Source organism: Trichocoleus sp. FACHB-262 (genome assembly GCF_014696035.1).
Taxonomy (GTDB): Bacteria; Cyanobacteriota; Cyanobacteriia; order FACHB-46; family FACHB-46; genus Trichocoleus.
Genome location: NZ_JACJPK010000097.1, coordinates 275,323 through 293,344 on the forward strand (window position 1 = coordinate 275,323; position 18,022 = coordinate 293,344).

General features: G+C 47.8%; 12 protein-coding genes and 1 tRNA gene. 9 read left to right on the forward strand and 4 right to left on the reverse strand.

Annotation, left to right across the window (positions count from 1 at the left end):
• Window positions 1-127 precede the first annotated feature (127 nt).
• Window positions 128-823: a hypothetical protein gene (locus tag H6F68_RS23555; protein ID WP_190562724.1), complete on the forward strand. Its 696-nt coding sequence runs from the start codon at window positions 128-130 to the stop codon at window positions 821-823.
• A 580-nt stretch (window positions 824-1,403) separates the two neighbouring features.
• Here H6F68_RS23555 and H6F68_RS23560 read toward each other — a convergent pair.
• Both H6F68_RS23560 and H6F68_RS23565 read right to left on the reverse strand, forming a co-directional pair.
• Window positions 1,404-2,507 (reverse strand): glycerate kinase, encoded by a 1,104-nt coding sequence (locus tag H6F68_RS23560; protein ID WP_190562726.1) that lies wholly within the window; start codon window positions 2,505-2,507, stop codon window positions 1,404-1,406.
• Window positions 2,508-2,531: 24 nt separating this feature from the next.
• On the reverse strand, window positions 2,532-2,864 hold the full coding sequence (locus tag H6F68_RS23565; RefSeq protein ID WP_190555393.1) for a DUF565 domain-containing protein: 333 nt from the start codon (window positions 2,862-2,864) through the stop codon (window positions 2,532-2,534).
• A gap of 207 nt (window positions 2,865-3,071) precedes the next feature.
• Between H6F68_RS23565 and H6F68_RS23570 the strand changes: the two genes are divergently transcribed.
• The 4 genes from H6F68_RS23570 (at window position 3,072) to H6F68_RS23585 (ending at window position 8,552) form a co-directional block, all read left to right on the forward strand.
• Window positions 3,072-3,746: a hypothetical protein gene (locus H6F68_RS23570; RefSeq protein ID WP_199300256.1), complete on the forward strand. Its 675-nt coding sequence runs from the start codon at window positions 3,072-3,074 to the stop codon at window positions 3,744-3,746.
• Window positions 3,747-3,888: 142 nt separating this feature from the next.
• Entirely contained in the window at window positions 3,889-5,751 is a 1,863-nt protein-coding gene (locus tag H6F68_RS23575) for a glycosyltransferase family 39 protein (RefSeq protein ID WP_190562728.1), read from the forward strand.
• Window positions 5,748-7,361, forward strand: coding sequence for a glycosyltransferase family 39 protein (locus tag H6F68_RS23580; RefSeq protein WP_242065623.1), 1,614 nt, complete (start codon window positions 5,748-5,750; stop codon window positions 7,359-7,361). Before H6F68_RS23575 ends, H6F68_RS23580 begins: the two co-directional genes overlap by 4 nt.
• Window positions 7,362-7,442: 81 nt before the next feature.
• Entirely contained in the window at window positions 7,443-8,552 is a 1,110-nt protein-coding gene (locus H6F68_RS23585) for an LptF/LptG family permease (RefSeq protein ID WP_199300257.1), read from the forward strand.
• 3 nt (window positions 8,553-8,555) lie between these two features.
• Here H6F68_RS23585 and H6F68_RS23590 read toward each other — a convergent pair whose 3' ends face one another.
• Complete coding sequence (locus H6F68_RS23590) at window positions 8,556-12,164, reverse strand: ATP-binding protein (protein WP_199300259.1); 3,609 nt, start codon at window positions 12,162-12,164, stop codon at window positions 8,556-8,558.
• A 597-nt stretch (window positions 12,165-12,761) separates the two neighbouring features.
• On the opposite strand from H6F68_RS23590, the gene H6F68_RS29655 reads away from it, so the two are divergent.
• The 3 genes from H6F68_RS29655 to kaiC all read left to right on the forward strand — a co-directional run bounded on the left by H6F68_RS29655 (window position 12,762) and on the right by kaiC (window position 15,741).
• Window positions 12,762-13,697 carry a circadian clock protein KaiA gene (locus tag H6F68_RS29655; RefSeq protein ID WP_190562731.1) on the forward strand — a complete coding sequence of 312 codons (936 nt, stop codon included), beginning with the start codon at window positions 12,762-12,764 and terminating at the stop codon, window positions 13,695-13,697.
• A 69-nt stretch (window positions 13,698-13,766) separates the two neighbouring features.
• Entirely contained in the window at window positions 13,767-14,084 is a 318-nt protein-coding gene (gene kaiB, locus H6F68_RS23600) for a circadian clock protein KaiB (protein WP_190438414.1), read from the forward strand.
• 88 nt (window positions 14,085-14,172) lie between these two features.
• Window positions 14,173-15,741, forward strand: coding sequence for a circadian clock protein KaiC (kaiC, locus tag H6F68_RS23605; RefSeq protein WP_190438417.1), 1,569 nt, complete (start codon window positions 14,173-14,175; stop codon window positions 15,739-15,741).
• Window positions 15,742-15,891: 150 nt separating this feature from the next.
• Here kaiC and H6F68_RS23610 read toward each other — a convergent pair.
• A tRNA-Arg gene (locus H6F68_RS23610) sits at window positions 15,892-15,964 on the reverse strand.
• Window positions 15,965-16,360: 396 nt separating this feature from the next.
• On the opposite strand from H6F68_RS23610, the gene H6F68_RS23615 reads away from it, so the two are divergent.
• Window positions 16,361-17,980, forward strand: coding sequence for a DEAD/DEAH box helicase (locus H6F68_RS23615; protein ID WP_190562733.1), 1,620 nt, complete (start codon window positions 16,361-16,363; stop codon window positions 17,978-17,980).
• The last annotated feature ends 42 nt before the right edge of the window (window positions 17,981-18,022 follow it).

An 18,022-nucleotide genomic window follows, 5' to 3' on the forward strand; every position in this document is an offset into this window, starting at 1 on the left:
CTCAGATTGCCACAGTTAGGCTCCTTTTAGCCGAGGGAATTGAAATTTGCGTAATTCTCTCAGCAGAGCTAGTAGGTACTGATCATGAATTCACAAATTTGCAATCAGGGAAACTACAGTGAGCAACATGGATGTTTTAAAGGCATCAAGCTTGATTTTGTTGGGTGCTAGTGTGGGTGCTTTATTACTCACTACAGGGCCACAAGGAGCGATGGCTGAGACCGTAACAGATGTCTTGTGCCGCAAATCTCCACAAAATTCTCAGTGCGTAGGTCAAGGAACGCCTTCACAAAGCACTAACAGTTATGCAGCGACTACTAAGGCAAATTTGCGAGTGGTCAACGTTGATCAAGACTGGCGATCGCCCAAAGCAGACATTCCTTGGTCAGAGCCTGTAATTGTCCGTGACCAGTTTGATGGCGAATATCTAGCTGTATTTGATAAGAGTCATTCTGGCAGCGCTTTTTGGACTGGGCGGGAGTCGGGCGTCGTCACCCAATGGACCCCAACAAAAATTGCTGTATTCCCTTACAAGAAGACTAGCTCTTGTGGGTTTTTAACTTGTAACAATGTGATGGACTCGTCTCTAGTTGGCAAAGCGCTAGAAATTAAGTTAGGGAGTCAGGTCTTCAAGCTAGAGGGCGAAGATAGTACATTTACAGTGACCCCTGAGTTGGCAAAAGCCTTACGAAGCGCCCCTGACGAGGAAGTTGTAATCAGAGTTACTTTGGCAGGTAACGGCTCGACGGTCAAAAATAAAATTGGTAAGGGCACTGTTCAATCCTGGAAAACGGTTTACCAGGCAGTAGAGCCAACTCCTTAAAAAGCGATTAAGTAAGAAAGGCGATCGCTCCTCTACACTCAAAGCGATCGCCTTTTTGAACTCTCAAAATTAGAAATTATTCTGTTGGGAAATCTGGGAAAACCCATTGAGGGGGCTCACTCACTCTCCTGCGGGCACGTTCCTCGGCAATTTCCAGCATTTTATCGAGTGAGTTATTGGCTATAAACTTTGTCGCTGCCTCCTTGTACTCCAAGTTTGGGCATCGATCCCCAAGGACACAACCGTTCTTACAAGCTTCGGCACAGTTTATAGATTCAGACGTCACTTCTCTTCTCCTAATCTCAAAATGACAGTGAGTTAAAGCAGCTTTTTAGATTTGTTAGCAAAGGCGATCGCTCTTTCAGATTTTACCTCCAGAGATCGCGCTCTCCACCCGAAACTTGAGACCTTTTGCGATGGCGGGGATCAAGGCTCAAATTAAGTTCTGTGACTGCTGCTGTCTAATGGCTCGGTTTGAGTGGCAGCTTAGAAGCAAGGGAAAAGAAAGCAATCTTCCCTGGAGATCATTATTGGCGATCGCTTCACAGATTGTTACTTGCCGAGGTAGGTGTGAACGGGGTTAAGCCTCAGTAACACTTTGACTTTCAGGAGCGAGGTCTTGAGGTCGATAAACAGTTCCAGGTGAATGCTCGGGGTTAACTTCAACTACTAAATCAACGTAACGGCGATCGCGCGTCAGGGGTTGGATAAATAGCTCAGGATGCAGCGCCTTCCAGAAATATTCGACAAACTGATCAATCTCGCGATCGCTCATGCCGCTTTTGCCAGCCGCAATCATTTGCTGCTCGGCTTGCCGTCGCCATTGCTGACTTAAGTGGTAATCAGTAGGATGCAGCACCATCAGGCGATCGAGTTTTGACCAGAGCGGTAAATAATTTTGCAGTTTTACGTTCATATCTCGCGCAAACTCACGATCTGCTTCGGTTACAATCGGAGATGGTGCGGTAGCAAATGCTGCTGGGTCAATCGGGCGAACCCCGACAAACCAACCTTCAAACAGCACAATTGCCACATCCTTGACTACCTGTGGTACGGTTCTGTCCCCTGCTCCATTAAACGCAGATTTATCAAACCGAGGAACTTGAATCGAAGCGGACGGGTCAGTATGGCGTAGCTGGTCTAAAACCATGCAACCTAAATCCACATCGTGAGTTCCCGGTGGGCCACGCCAAGTGAGGCGAGGGTCTTCGGCTCTTAGGCGTAGCCGATCTGGATAAGTTTTGTACAGATCGTCGAGCGAAAAACTAAGGGTGCGATACCCTAAGTGGCTAAGTAGCAAGGTCAAGATCGTAGCTAGAGTAGTCTTGCCTGTTCCCTGTCCACCCAAAATTCCCTGGATGAAGGGGCGGCCTAACGCTTGATGGCTTACTGCTAGCTCTAAAGCCAAGGGCAGCCATAAATTCCATAAAGGAACTAGAAAGTCAGATTCTAGGCAAAAGGTGTGCTGACAAAACTGTTGGATCGCTGGATAAACACCTTGAAGCAGGTGCGATCGCACCTTGACAGTCTGGCTGACATTGGTAGAGTTGATGCCAAAGGCTTTCGCTCTCAATGAGTCTGCTAAAAGCCAAGTCTCTAGTTGCTGCTGAAGGACCGGGGTTGGTGCTTGTCCCATCGCCCAGTTTTGCAGAATGAGGTTCAAGGATGAATCTGATGGCTGCATACCTTTAAGCACGACTAATTCGATTTAACTGCCAATCTTGAAAGCCTCAATGAACATGCCATAAATTAAGCCAAGCTTAGTGGCGTTCAGGGCTTCTAGCAGCAGTGATTGCGTTGCCCCCCGACGATTGCTGTAAACAATTCGGCTAATTGCTTCTGTCAACGCCATCAAGATTGCGGCTGCGACAATGTCCCATGTGGCTGCTTGTCCGGTTGTAGTTGGAATGGCTGTGCCGAGAAAGATACCGAAGAGAACGCTGATTACCAGCAGCGATAGCCGTCGCCAAGGGTTACGCAACCACCGTCCCAACTGACCTAGCACTCCATCTACGAGGTTGTTTAGGCGGGTGTTTTGCATAAATGACGCAGGCTCCAAAAGGGTGATGCGGCAGAATCTCAAAAAAATATCTTAGTGACAAAGTATATAACTCCTGTGCAGGTGCAGATTGCCTGAAACAGGGGAGCGAGGTGGATGGTATGAATTTGTGGCACCAGTGTTGCAGCGTTTAGTGGCGTAATAAATTCCAACGTAAGAGTTTTCGATGACTGGGGTAGGGGGCACACCATGGAGCGGGGGCAAGTGAACAAGCAGATGAAATCGATCGCCTATCCGATAGCTGCGATCGCGGGGACAGGGTTAGTTTTGGGCGCAGCGGCTTTAGCTTTGGGTTGGCTGGAAGTAGGGATTTCGATTAGTCCTGTAGGACCAGATGCCTCTGTGGTCTCAGCAGCCGCTCCACTGACTCAGAAGTCGGCAACAGAAGTCGCCATGCGATCGACTACAGGTAATCCTATTGTGTCCTCTCCGGAGGCTGATCCCCGCGTTCAGCAGGGTACAGCTCCAACCCAAGTTGCTGCTAACAGTAGCCCGGCTCGCTTGAATGCGACTCCTAATCCTGGCGGCTTGCGAGTGAGTAACACCACCGATCATCCAGTTCGGGTCGCTCTGCTAGCGCAACAATCTCTAGCCAGCTCTGCCCAAGCTTCCTTAGCGCCTACTGGTAAGGCACCCGTCTACGGCCAACCGGCTCATTGGGATTTTGCTCCCGGCGAGGGCAGCGCTCAGGGTTTAGCTTTGTCCCTGCCAGAAGGAAGTTTACAACTGAAAAAGGGAGATGTTTTGGTGGCGTTTGCCCAAGATGGATCACGCCGTTACTGGGGACCTTATGTCATCGGCGAAACTGACCAACCCCTGTGGAATGACCAAAACTCCGAGTGGCAATTAAGCTTACAACGTTGAGTCAATCTTTAGTGAATCTCAGGCAGCTACGGTCTGCGATCGCTTGAGAAGCTGAAGTCTTAGGTTGATGGATGGGATGATAATACTGGAGAACTTAAAAACCAGTTCTGTCGTCCCTAGTATTGCCTTGTTGACATTTTGGATGAAATTGAGTGTGGGCCGCCGTATTGCAGATTTGTTGAAGCGTGACGAGAAGCAGGGTTCAGCGCTCATTTGGGCTTTGGCGATCGCTTGGTTACTGTTGATTGGCTGGATTGCATTTTTTGGGCACTTGGGCAGCATTGGCTTAATTGATGAAACCGAGCCACTGTTTGTGGAAGCTGCACGCCAGATGACGGTGACAGGCGATTGGATTACGCCCTTTTTTAATGAAGTGCCTCGCTTCGATAAGCCGCCTCTGATTTATTGGCTGATGGCGATCGCCTTTAAAGCCTTCGGGGTGAATGAATGGGCGGCTCGGCTTCCCTCAGCCTTGGCAGGATTTGCCTTGAGCTGTTTTTGCTTTTATACGCTGCGTCAGTTTGGCTGGCACCATAGATTCTCAAAATCTAAGGCTCAAGAGCTACCAGATTGCTCATTAGAGTTTTCAACAGCACCAAAGCAGACTAGTGACGTTGGACGAGAGTGGCAACTGTGGCTGACGGCTGGGCTGGGGGGCACAATGGTAGCGCTGCACCCCTACACGTTCTTTTTTGGACGGACGGGCTACTCGGACATGCTGCTGAGCCTTTGTATGAGTGGCTCATTGCTAGCTTTTTTTCTGGGATATGCCCATACCGAAAACTCCAAAGTTCAAATTCGCTGGTATTTGACTTTCTATGTCTTGATTGGGCTGGCGGTGCTGACGAAAGGGCCTGTCGGAGCGGTGCTGCCTGGGATGATCGTCACTGCTTTCCTGCTCTATGTCGGTCACTTCAAAGCAGTTTTGCGGGAAGTCCGACTCGGCTGGGGGGCTTTGATTGTTTTAGGGTTAAGTGTGCCTTGGTTTGTGCTGGTGATTTTGGCTAACGGGCAAGCCTACATTGACTCTTTTTTTGGCTACCACAACGTAGAGCGCTTTACGAGCGTGGTAAATCAGCACAGCGGCCCTTGGTATTTTCACTTTTTGATTGTGCTGGTTGGCTTTTTGCCTTGGTCAGTGTTTTTGCCAGCCGCGATCGCCCGTCTGCAATTTTGGCAACGTCGAGCTTGGCAACAGCAACCCCGCTCAACTCATTTAGGGTTGTTTGCTGGCGTTTGGTTTGCAGTCGTCTTAGGGTTCTTCACGATTGCTGCTACGAAATACTTCAGCTATGTGCTACCTTCCATGCCTGCTGCTGCGATTTTGGTGGCGCTGTGGTGGAGTGAGCAAATTGCCCAAGCGGAAATTGGGCAGCAACAATCACGCAGCTTAAAGCTCAGCACGATCGCGGGGATCGCTTTATTTGCTTTGCTAGCAGCCGCTTGTTTCTATAGCCCTAACTGGTTGAGTGATGACCCGACGATGCCTAACTTGGGGCTACGGATGGAACAAGCAGGCTTAGCAAATTGGGGCGCAATTATTTGGGGAATTAGCGCGATCGCTGGGCTTCTCCTGTTACTAAAACGGCAAGCACAATGGTTTTGGGGCGTTAGTTTGATTGGGTTTGCGGCATTTCTGCTCTGGTTCGTGACTCCTATGTCCTTCCTTGTGGACGCGGAACGGCAGTTACCCCTAAGAGAAATGGCGGCGGCTGCCGTCCAGGCGGAAAAGCCCCAGGAACCGCTACTAATGATCGTGCGCGGGTTTCACAAGCCTAGTTTGGTGTTTTATACAGAGCGACCCGTCAATTTCTTGATGAACCCGGAAACAGCCGCACCCGAAATTCAGCAAGCGATCGCCCAATCAACGGCTCCAGGTTCTGCCTTAGTGATTACTTCGCAAAGAGCTTTAATCAGATCGGGTTTGCAGCCTACGCAATATCAAGCGATCGCTCAATCTGGAATTTATCAACTGATTCGGGTTCCTAAAACAGGTCAGCCATGATGCAAGCAGCGCAAAAGTGGCTAACTTCCCGGTTAAATCAGTGGGTAGTTTTTTTGCTGGTCGGGGGATTATTGGTACGAGCCACGATTGCAGCTTGGCTCTATCCTGGTTTTGATGAGGCTTACTACTATCTTTATGTGCTCCACCCAGACTGGAGCTATTTTGACCATCCGCTGCTGGTGGCTCTTAGCACTGGGTTCGGGCCTTGGCTTACAGGGATAGTTTCCCAGTTCACGATCCGGATTGGGACGTTGCTCCTTTACACCGGAGCCTTGATTTTTCTGTACTTAACTAGTGCCACGCTGTTCTCTGCACAAGTGGCCACCCTAACCCTGGCGATCGCCACTGCCATTCCCATCTTTCAGGTAGGCTTTGGCACTTTGACTGTGCCCGACACGCCGCTGATGTTTTTCTGGGCAGCCACCCTCTATGTCGCTGCTGGGGAATTTTTTCGGGTTCCGGAAAGCTATCGGCCCAGTTGGCGATTGGCGTTGATTAGTGTTTTGGTCGGTTTGGCCTGCTTAGGCAAGTATCACGGATTTCTACTGGGGTTCGGGTTAGTTGGGTTTTGCTTAACCAGCGATCGCCATCGCTCAGCCCTCTTTTCCCCTTGGATGGGTCTTGGTTTAGCGTTGTTTGCTGTCACTCTTTCCCCCATGCTTGTGTGGAATTGGCAGCGAGATTGGGTTTCATTTCGGTTCCAATCTGGGCGAGCGGTTCCCAGGGATCAGTACGATCTACTGGCTCTCCTCGGTACCTTTTTGCTCGGAGTTGCTTACCTATTTCCCACCTTTGGCTTTCCTCTGTGGTGGGTAACGCTGCGTCAGGCGGGCAAACAAATTATGCAGCCTTGGCGACGCAAATCTGGGATTGATCTCAATTTGCATAGCAAACAGCGGTTTATTCTTTGGATGTCTTTGCCCGTTATCTTGGTGTTTACCTTGATTGGCGGTTATCAGCAGATTTTGCCAACTTGGCCGATGCCAGGATTTTGGGGTGCCACTTTACTGTTGGGTTATCAAGCGGCTCTATGGCAGAAGCAAGCTCCGCGCGCCGTTCAACGTTGGCTAGTTGGGTCTGGGACTACCATCATTACTTTGATGTTGATTGCGCTGCTGCACGTGGCGTTTGGCATTGCTCAAACCACCAGCAATTATGCTTTTTTGGGGGGAATGTGGTCTCCTAAGGAAGATTCCTCTACACAACTAGTAGATGTGCAGCAGTTACGTCGAGGTTTCGCCGACAACCCCACGCTACGAGCAGCTTTGCAAGAGACTGATTTTATCTTTACCAATCGCTATTTCTTAGGTGGACAGATTGCGATGGCTTTAGAGCCTCTGGAACCTAAACCCATTGGTTGTTTATGTGAAGATCTGCGCGGCTTTGCTTTTTGGTCCAAGCCAAATGAGTGGGTTGGTAGAGACGCGCTCTACATTACCTCTGAGCGGTTCCAGGGCAAAACTGGGTTGGCGAAATACCAAGGCTACTTCAGCAGCATCGAAAAAATTGCCGATGTCCCGATTCGGCGGGGGGGTGCGATCGTCCAAGTCTTTTACATTTACCGAGCGAAAAACCTACTTCAGCCTTACCCCCGACCCTATGGAAATTGATCGCCCTCAATTTGTTTTGCCACATTACTTAAAATTCTTACTTACATCTCACCTGAAAGTTAAGGGCAAGGAGTCATTGGGATGGGTTTAAAGCCTTCCATCATGGACCGCTATCTCATTGCAGAATTGCTGCCACCTTTCTTATTTGGGGTAGCCGCTTTCTCGGCGATCGGTTTAGCAGTAGGGGTCTTCTTTGACTTGGTGCAGAAGATTACAGATGCTGGGATTCCCTTCGCGACGGCTATACAGATCTTTTTGCTCCAGGTGCCAAACTTTGTCACCCTCTCGTTTCCCATGTCAATTTTGCTGGCCACCTTAATGGTTTACAGTCGTCTATCGGGGGATAGCGAAATTGTGGCGCTGCGGGGTTGCGGAGTCAGCGTTTATCGGCTAATGGTGCCTGCTTTGCTGGTCAGCTTGATTGCGACTGGCATGACTTTTTTCCTCAACGAGTTGGTAGTTCCCAGCAGTAACTATCAGGGAGAAATTTTATTAGAAAAGGCATTAAGCCAAGATAAGCTGGCATTTCAAGAGAAAAATATTTTCTATCAAGAGTTTTCGGGGAAAAAACTGGCTCGCATTTTTTATGCCCATGACTTCGATGGTCAGCGCATGCAAAATTTGACTATTCTTGACTTCTCAAAAGAAGAGTTGAATCAAATTGTGGAAGCCGAATCGGCGGTGTGGAATGCGCAGCAGAGCACCTGGGATTTTGCCAATGGCACCATTTACATTGTGGCACCGGATGGCTCGTCGCAAAATTTGCTCAAGTTTGAGCGCCACCAACTCCGCTTACCTCGTGCGCCTCTAGATTTAGCGAATAAAAAGCGCAAGTCAGATCAAATGAATATTGCTCAGGTGCAAGAACGCTTGGCGCTTTTGGAGCAGAAAGGGGATGAGAAGAAAGAGATTCGTAAGTATAGGGTACGAATTCAAGAGAAACTAGCTCTTCCATTCATCTGCGTAGCGTTGGGTCTGGTCGGGGCGGCTCTAGGCACTACCAGTCGTCGTACTAATACGTCTACTGGCTTTGGCATTAGCATCTTGATTATCTTTGGCTACTATTTAATTGCTTTTGTGAGTAATGCCTTAGGTGAAACAGGAGCATTTTCCCCCTTTTTAGCCGGCTGGTTACCGATCCTCGTAGGCTTGACCGCAGGTGGGGGGCTACTAATTCGCGCTGCTCGATAGCAGTTAATCAGCAACTTGGTGAGCTTGGGACAGGGCTTGATAAATTTGCTCTAACAACTCTTCTACAGGTAGGGTCGAGGGGAGAATCTGAGTTGCGATCGCCCCTAAAACTGTGGTCAGCTCCACCATATCCGTCATGTCCACCATGTTTGTCATTGCTGCGGCTTCTAACAAACTGGGTTCAGTACAGGGTGGTGTTTGGTTCGCAAGCTGCCGTTGATCAAGGACCAAGATGGGAATTGGCAACTGTAGTTGATTGAGAGTTTCTAGGGCCTGAAGCACCACGGGCGAAGTGCGATGACCTCGTAGGCAAATCAGTAACAAATCAGCGCTTTGATGCTTTAACTGTCGTAGCGCTTCCGCCCATGAGTGACTATGGAGCCCCCGTAAGCCTGCTGTTTGCAGATATTGCACTAAAGCTTGTAACCAATCTGCATCCTTGAGCGTGGTTGAAAGATTGGCTGCTAGTTCAGGGGCTGACCTGGCAGCAGCTGTGACTAAATCGGGCAGGTGTAACAAGTCCACCACTAAAACGCTAGGTTGCCAGTTGAGCCCGACAGCCACTTGAATTGCCTGCATTAAAGCGGCTGCTTCTGAATTAGTTGGGTCCGAATTTGTGGCCAAGTCAAAATTGGGAGCAGCTAAACAAGGAAAAACAGATAAACCTGGTACTTGGTTTGCGGCTTGGGTAGCGGCTTTGGTGAGTGTCACTAACGGTAGGGAGGCTAAAGCAGTCTGTTGAGCTAGCGTTTGGAAATAGCTCGGCAACTCAGCGATCGCCTGGTCGATTAAGAGAACGTCAGGCCGCCAAACTCGCGCTAACAATTCAGCTTGCTCGAGATCATCTGCTTCTAAAATGCGGTGGTGATGTTGCTGGAGTAAGCTGCTGAGCCTGCTGATGACTCTGGAAGCTGGGTTTAAGGGGCTAGATGCTTCGGGCGCTGAGATCGAGGGCGATGAAGTTGATTGCCCTAAGCCATGCTGCATTAAGTCTGATGGCATAGAAGCTTCAACACTACTCAAATAAAGCACCGTTAATCTACGAGTTGGGTGCGAAGTTGAGTCTAAGTTGGCAACTGAGGTGGTCAAGTGAGCCAGATGATCTTGTAGGGCTTGGCTCTGAATGGGTAAGCAAAGAAAACCATCAGCTTGATAACGGGCTGCTTGAGCTTGTTCAGCCTTGGTCGCAGTGATCACGACTGGAATATGGTAAGTTTCTGCATCCGACTTCAATAGAGTCAGCACATCCCAACCCGAAAGAAGTGGCAGTAAGGGATTGAGAAAAACAATACAGGGTTGCAGGCGTCTAGCTTTTTCTAGCGCTTCGGTTCCAGAGCGGGCGATCGCCACTCGGTAGCCTAGACTAGTCAGCTCATCCGCTAATCCTTCAATGAATTGAGCCACCGATTCTACAATCAACACCAAGCGGTTGTGGCTGGAATTATCGCGCGATGGCACACCTAGGGTTGGTTGGGGAGGGCTTGGCGGTAGCAGTAAGGTAAACTGGCTCCCTTCGCCCTCTTTTGAAATAAACGTGACATCCCCTCCATGCAGTCGAGCCAATCGCTGGGTGATGGCTAACCCCAATCCTGTCCCTTCAAAACGACGAGTTAAGGGATTTTCCAGCTGCTGGAATTTTTGAAAAATTAGGTGCTGCTTGTCTGCTGCAATTCCAATGCCTGTATCGGAAATGGTGAAGACAACCCAGCCTTCCCAACGGCTGACTTTCAAGCTGATTTTGCCACTAACCTCAGTGAACTTGATAGCATTGGATAGCAAATTAACCAGCATCTGTCGCAAACGCACTTCATCGGCCACAATGCTCTCCAGATCAGACTCAATCTCCAGAGTGCAGGGCACCATTGAAGGTGCTTCGACCATGTGCTCAACTAAGGCTTTTTCTTCGGGAAATTGCAGTTGATACGCTTGTTCAAGAGCGCGATCGCAGGTTGACTTAAGGCTGACAGGCGCGATCGCTAGCTCTAGCTGACCCGTTTCCATCCGAGTCAAATCTAAGATGTTATTGACCACCGTCATCAAGTGCCGTCCGCTTTGATAGATGAGGCTGGCATAACGAGCCTGACGCTCATTTAGAGGGCCTAGCACCTGATCTTTCAAGAGATTAGATAAACCTAAAACCGCGGTTAGCGGAGTTTTTAGCTCGTGGCTAATACAGGCCAAAAATTCGTCTTTTAAGAGGTTGAGCTGGACTAAATCAGCATTCTTCGCGGCTAAAGTGCGGTTGACCTGTTGGTCTGTATGGTCTTGAGCTAGCACCAACCATAAAGCTTCCTGAGGTGAGAAGCTTGGTAGCGCAGGGGGCGACTGGCCCAAAGTACCAACAGGGCTTGTGCCTAGGTCTGCAAGTTGAAACGGTGAAGTCGAGGTGGTGGCTATTGGAACGCGCTGTGGTTGCTGCTCGTTTGGCTGATCCCCAATCCAAGTCGATAAATCAAGCAGACTTCTACTAAATTGCCAAATCCGCTCTTGACCGTTGTCGGTCGGGCAGGTGCAAATACAACTATCCTCTGCTGCTCCTACTTGACAGTGATATTGCGCGATTGAAGAGGCAAAGAATGACAGCAGTCCAGCTTGCTGCTCAGATGAGGTAGTGCTAGAGGAAGCCTTAGAGGGCCATTTGGCGAAAGATGCTTGCTGTAGCTTCAAGGGAGTTCCCGGTTGGGCTCTAGAAGACAACATTTGTTGATTGAGCAAAGTGACGCCAGGATGTGCTTGGCGGAACTTGGCACTGCCCGATCGCATGCGACCAATCTGTTGGTTGAGTTGTGTGGAAAGCGATCGCTCTGCTGCACCCCAACCCTTGGCCTTGTTGGTTATGCCTGCAACATCTTGGGGCCGAACCGTAGGCGATCGCTGCCAAGTGGGAGAATGGTTCGGTTGGTTAGTCCCAGTAGCGGACTGTGGCCATGCCTCAGGATCAACTTCTGGAGTATTCGGTTGAGAGTGCTGGTTGGGCGAACCGCCAAACTCAGCAAGCGGAGAATCTACTGTAGTGTTAAGGATCGTTCCAGCCGCTTGTCTAAGTCTTGTTAGCTCCGAAAGCTCCCCAATTTGCTGTTGCCAACATTGATTGTGATGTAAAACTCGCCCTGTGCTAGTTTGCACCATCAAAGGCAAAGGGATCTGCTCTAGAAGTCGGATCAAGAGAGCTAGAGGCTGTATGGGTGCCGAGGTAGCCGATGGAGTTACAGGTGGCTCGGCCAATTCTCTTGCAGTTGTGGCGGTGACGTGGGTTGCTGTAGGGCTGTTGGGTATGACCTCAGCGCCAGGGGTAAGTAGGGGAGCCAATAACTGCAAAAGCCGTGAATAATTCAGTAGTCCTAGAAACTCTCCCGCTAAATCTACTAGAGCCCAAGCCTCAGCAGGCGGCTCTGCTGCCTTTAGATGAGACCAGAATTGACTCAAGCTCCAAGCAGCAGGTAAGGTTAATAACGGCGTAATAATCGGTAGATCAACTGCTGATATAGGTTGATGCAGATTGAGTGTTGCGATCGCACTCGGTTCTACTCCGTCCAGCGACTGCTCCCGTCCCAAGTAAGAAACTAGAACAGGCCAATTGAGCAAGCCAATCGGTTGTTTTCTTTCATTCACGACGACTAATCGCTCGCAGCTCGCTTGATTCAGAAGGCGCAAAACCGCTGACACAGTAGCAGACTGGGAACAGGTTGAAACTGATTCAATGAACGAACTGAGAGGAGTCGTGTGCATTAATTAATGGAGACTAGCTCCAATGGGTTGGCTCGGTAGCAAGGGCGGTAACCTGAAGCGATAAATAAGTCCCTATTGAACGACTATTTCTGGTTTATGGAAGCAATGAGCAACGGTGGGATACAACAATGCAAAATTGGTAATCTACTGTCTGTAGATCAAAGCTATCACCTAACAAATATTTGGGATCAGTGATTGGTTTGGGCCTGACTAGGCTATGAGCTTCGAAAATTCCAATTCTGACAGTATTGCTTCATTATGGCGCTCCTCAACAAAGCGCAACGGAATAACTAATTACAATTGATTACGGTTGTTGCTGCATTTGGAGTTAAGATTAGTTAAGATTGCTACCTGCTTTGACGAAAAAATTCTCATTCAACTTTCCTTAACTCATTGCTTTTGTTAATTATTATTTTTGGTATTGCTAATAAGACTTAGTAGTAATTTGTATCCACTTAGTTTTTTCAAGCTGGCGCGGTTGTGTATCCTCAACTGTCAATTTCAACTCTGCTGAATTCTGGTGACCTCGCTCAATCTCTAACTGCACTCTTAAGTGGCGATCGCTATAGAGTTACCCAATTCAGCTCTGAAAAAGAGTTGTTTGATTTTATTGAGCTAGAAAAACAACAGATTGACTGCTTAATTTTGCAAGCAAGCTCGAACCTCAATTCTCTCGTTGAACAGCTTCAAGGAAGAGCGATCCTATTGCCTGCTGTCGTACTGAAATCTGAGACAGTGACACCGAGTCATGAATCTGAACAGCTAGAAACTCTAAATCCTACTGAATCAATTCCGCCTGAGCCCAATACTGCCCAAACTCATCAAACCAGTTTAAGCTGCACATACCACGTCGCAACCGTAGAAGTATCGATTACTGAGGTCGATCGCATGGTTCAGTTGATCCACCAAGCGATCGTTCAGTTCTTAAAGTTGTCGCCGACGCACCACACTCCCAGCCTCCAACCTGCTTCCGACGTTGTGGTTGAGCTAACTAGCCAAAACTCTCTAATGCTGCAACAGCGGCGTTTAACTGAAAAATTGAAAGAGCGGTTGGGATATTTAAGTGCTTACTACAAAAGAGAACCCAAAAACTTTCTGCGATACTTGCCCCCCGACGAAAAACAAAAATTTTTGAAAAAGTTGAAGTCAAACTATAGCAATATTGTTTTAATCTACTTTTCTGGGGAAGAGCAACTCAACCAAAAAATTGATGACTTTGTTAACATGGCTTTCTTTGCAGATGTTTCAGTCTCGCAAATCGTGGAAGTTCATATGGAGTTAATCGATGAATTCTCGAAGCAGTTAAAACTAGAAGGCCGAAGTGATGACATCTTGCTCGACTATCGTCTCACCTTAATTGATACAATTGCTCACCTATGTGAGATGTACCGCCGCTCCATCCCCAGAGATTTCTAATGATTTTTTGTCTATCTCTGTTTTTAGAAACCATTGCTTAAGCCTGCTAGAAGTGAGTAGACCAAATTCATGAGTTCCTTGAAAAAAACTTACATCCTCAAATTGTATGTTGCTGGCAATACCCCCAATTCGATTCGAGCTTTAAAGACTCTCAATAATATTTTGGAGACAGAATTTCAAGGAGTCTATGCTCTGAAAGTGATTGATGTGCTAAAAAATCCCCAACTAGCCGAAGAAGATAAAATTTTGGCTACTCCAACCCTAGCTAAAATTTTGCCACCGCCTGTCCGCAAAATTGTGGGGGATTTGTCTGATCGTGAGAGAGTATTGATTGGCCTAGATCTCCTATACGATGAGTTGCACGAGGATGATTCTAACTTCGAGTAATCCCTAGAATTGAGTTTTACTGATCTATCTTCTCTCCCAGAAAAGCTGAACTTTTAGAGCAGACTTCAAAAGCTAAACTTAAAAGGCTATGAATCCAGATAATCAAACTCGAAAGAAAGAAGATCTATTATCAGTAGGGGTCAAAAAAATTCGTACTATGATAGAAGGCTTCGATGACATCAGTCATGGAGGTCTTCCGGTAGGCAGGACTACATTAGTTAGTGGTACATCTGGAACCGGTAAAACCCTGCTGGCAGTGCAGTTTTTATATAACGGAATTACTTTATTTGATGAGCCGGGTGTCTTCGTTACTTTTGAAGAGTCTCCTGCGGATATTATTAAAAACGCTTTCAGTTTTGGGTGGGATCTTCAAGAACTAATTGATGACGGCAAGCTTTTTATTTTAGATGCTTCACCTGATCCAGAAGGTCAGGATGTGGTTGGCAATTTTGATCTTTCTGCTTTAATTGAACGTATTCAATACGCAATTCGTAAATACAAAGCTCGGCGGGTTTCGATTGATTCTGTTACGGCTGTATTTCAGCAGTATGATGCAGCCTCGGTGGTACGGCGAGAAATTTTTCGCTTAGTGGCCCGGCTAAAACAGTTAGGCGCAACCAGCATCATGACGACCGAGCGGATCGAAGAGTACGGCCCCGTCGCGCGCTTTGGGGTGGAAGAATTTGTGTCCGATAACGTCGCGATCGTCCGCAACGTTTTAGAAGGTGAACGGCGGCGGCGCACTATTGAGATTCTGAAACTGCGTGGCACGACCCACATGAAAGGGGAGTACCCATTTACCATTACAAATCAGGGTATCAATATCTTCCCGCTAGGTGCTATGCGGCTTACCCAACGCTCTTCTAACGTACGAGTCTCCTCGGGAGTCAAGACGCTAGACAGAATGTGTGGAGGTGGCTTTTTTAAGGATTCGATTATTCTTGCAACCGGAGCGACAGGTACAGGCAAAACTTTGTTGGTAAGCAAGTTTTTGCAAGAAGGTTGCATGCGAAATGAGCGGGCCATGCTGTTTGCTTACGAGGAGTCGCGGGCTCAACTTTCTCGTAATGCTTATTCTTGGGGAACTGATTTTGAGGATCTAGAACAAAAAGGCTTATTGAAAATCCGATGTGCTTATCCGGAATCAGCCGGGCTAGAAGATCATCTTCAAATTATTAAGTCAGAAATTGCTGACTTTAAACCGACGCGGATTGCTATTGATTCTCTCTCAGCCTTAGCTCGTGGCGTCAGCAATAATGCGTTTCGTCAGTTTGTCATTGGGGTGACAGGTTTTGCTAAGCAGGAAGAAATTACTGGCTTTTTTACAAACACCACTGATCACTTTATGGGGTCACATTCAATTACTGATTCTCACATTTCTACGATTACTGACACGATCTTAATGTTGCAGTATGTAGAAATTCGGGGTGAGATGGCGCGAGCAATTAATGTCTTTAAGATGCGCGGCTCCTGGCATGAGAAAGGGATTCGAGAATATACCATCAGCGAGCAGGGACCAGAGATTCGAGATTCTTTCCGCAACTATGAAGGCATTATTAGTGGTTCGCCTACTCGCGTAGCCTTCGACGAGAAAACAGAGTTATCTCGGATTGTCAAAGGCGTGCAGGATAAAACTGAGAGTGATTTAGAACTGTAAAATTCAGGTTGTGAAGCATAGACTGTAACATCTCCACAACCTAGGTTTTGGCCTCAAATTCCTAAAAAGCATATCTTGGCGAAATGCTTCTCTTTGCAGAACTAGAGAAGCATTTCGCCAAGATCGTTTAGTTTGTCGCTTCAAATAAAGCGAGCATGGAGGGATTCGAACCCCCGACCCTCAGGACCGGAACCTGATGCTCTATCCACTGAGCTACATGCCCTAATTTCCTTTGTAATTGTATCACGTAAAGCGATCGCAAATCAGAAAAATCTGAAATCTGTGGACTAACAGCGGCCAATAGCTCACTCAACCTCTAGTCCAAATTTGACAGCAAGGTTGATCTGAGTGATCTACAAAATTTTTGAAAACTTAAAAGTTTCTCCGTTATTTACTATTGCGGCGGGGCATGTTAAGCAAAGCTGCCGTGTAGTTTTCTGCTGATTCAAGGTTTCGATATTGTCTGTGTTGAAGCAGCTTTTTCAACCAAAAGTAACGCTAAAACTACTGAAATTATTTCGAAAACTAAATAACTAAGCAAGCTTGATGTGGAGAAGGCTTCTGAACTTTTTCTGCTAAGTTTCGCTGGGTTTTGCATCTACCCTGATGAACGTAAATTATGACTCACCAAACTACTGTCGAAATCTTGCCAGTCACGTTGCCACGAGAAATTCCCGAAGGAACTGCGGCTAATAGCCCAATTCGGGTGATCCAGAACTTAGAATCGCGAGTCAAAGTTTTAGATGAAGAACAACAGAAAATTGCTTTTGAATATCCAGATGGACCTCAGCGGCTTCGAGGATTAGCAGGTACAGGTAAAACAGTTTTATTCGCTAAACGAGCAGCCAAAATTCATGCGGAGCATCCGGATTGGAATATTGCTTTTGTCTTTTTTACGCGATCGCTTTACCAACAAATTATTGAAGGACGGATCGGGCGCTATTACCAAGAGCTGACGGGCAGAGCGCCAAACTGGGATAAGCTCAAGGTTTTGCATGCTTGGGGCGCTAAAGATCAGCCCGGTTTTTATCGTACTTTGGCGATCGCTGCTGGCATCAAGCCCAAAAATGTAAAAGATGTAGAACAAGAAATTGGTAAGGTTTCACCTGCTCAAGCGTTTGAGTATGTCTGTAATGGCTTGGAGCGGCAATTAGTTCCGGTGCCTTGTTTGTATGATGCAGTTTTTATTGATGAAGGCCAAGACCTGCCGTTTGCTTTTTATCGGCTAGTTCGCAACACCCTAACGGCACCGAAGCGCCTGTATTGGGCTTATGACGAGGCGCAGGGAATGGGTTCTTTAACGGTGCCAGAACCTGCCCAAGTTTTTGGCCGTGAGGCGGATGGGTCTCCAGTTGTAGATTTAGGTTTGGGACGCAATCACTCCTTTTTCTATGAAGGAACAACAATTCGTAAGTCTGAAAATCTCAACCGCTGCTATCGTACGCCCCAACTGCTACTGATGGTGGCGCAAGCTGTCAACATGGGGTTACTAAGAGCTGAGGGACCGCTGCAAGGAGTGAGCAACCAAGCAGAGTGGCGAAAGCTAGGCTATGAAGTGCTGGAGGGTGACTTTACCGATGCTAGTGTTCAGGCAGGGCAACAAGTGACGATCGCCCGACCTGCGGATAAAAACCTGCATCCGATTGACCAAGAAAATTTTGAAGCGCGGGAAGCGATCGCGGAGTTGCTAAGCCTACAAACCTTTGCCGCAGAAGCCGAAGAACAAGAATGGATCGCCCAGCAAATTGTGAATGACTTGCGGCACGGCCTTCAACCCAGTGATATTTTAATTACAGCTTTGGTTGGGGAGAATGAGAAGCAGTATTGGCAAAGCTTTCAAGCCAAACTGACCGCCTATGGTGTCAAAGGTTTCGTAGCGGGTGGAGAGCCAAATCGTAATGAATTTGTGCGGCCTGGACAGGTGACTTTAGCCAATATCCATCGCGCCAAAGGCAACGAAGCTTGGAAAGTCTATGCCTGCCGCTTTCACTGTGCCACTCGACCGCTAGCTTGGAAACAAGAAAGCGAACTGCATAAGCGCAATGAAGCTTTTGTGGCTCTAACGCGATCGCGGGTTTGGTGCGTGGTCACGGGATTGGATGACCCCATTTTTGAGGAGCTACGCCAAGCCAAAGCTCAATACCCTCAGCTCAAGTTCCCAGCGTTTAACAAAGCATCGTTGAGACGAGTCAATGATGAACAAAGTAGCGAAGCTGAACTAGAACCAGTTGCTGGATAGCTATTCTATTCGTGCGATTCAGCGAATCTGGCTCCCCTTCCC

Excerpts from the sequence above, each read along its gene's own strand:
- H6F68_RS23555 (WP_190562724.1), top strand. The coding sequence starts at position 128 with ATGGATGTTTTAAAGGCATCAAGCTTGATTTTGTTGGGTGCTAGTGTG.
- H6F68_RS23560 (WP_190562726.1), bottom strand. The coding sequence starts at position 2,507 with ATGCAGCCATCAGATTCATCCTTGAACCTCATTCTGCAAAACTGGGCG.
- H6F68_RS23565 (WP_190555393.1), bottom strand. The coding sequence starts at position 2,864 with ATGCAAAACACCCGCCTAAACAACCTCGTAGATGGAGTGCTAGGTCAG.
- H6F68_RS23570 (WP_199300256.1), top strand. The coding sequence starts at position 3,072 with ATGGAGCGGGGGCAAGTGAACAAGCAGATGAAATCGATCGCCTATCCG.
- H6F68_RS23575 (WP_190562728.1), top strand. The coding sequence starts at position 3,889 with ATGAAATTGAGTGTGGGCCGCCGTATTGCAGATTTGTTGAAGCGTGAC.
- H6F68_RS23580 (WP_242065623.1), top strand. The coding sequence starts at position 5,748 with ATGATGCAAGCAGCGCAAAAGTGGCTAACTTCCCGGTTAAATCAGTGG.
- H6F68_RS23585 (WP_199300257.1), top strand. The coding sequence starts at position 7,443 with ATGGGTTTAAAGCCTTCCATCATGGACCGCTATCTCATTGCAGAATTG.
- kaiB (WP_190438414.1), top strand. The coding sequence starts at position 13,767 with ATGAGTTCCTTGAAAAAAACTTACATCCTCAAATTGTATGTTGCTGGC.
- kaiC (WP_190438417.1), top strand. The coding sequence starts at position 14,173 with ATGAATCCAGATAATCAAACTCGAAAGAAAGAAGATCTATTATCAGTA.
- H6F68_RS23615 (WP_190562733.1), top strand. The coding sequence starts at position 16,361 with ATGACTCACCAAACTACTGTCGAAATCTTGCCAGTCACGTTGCCACGA.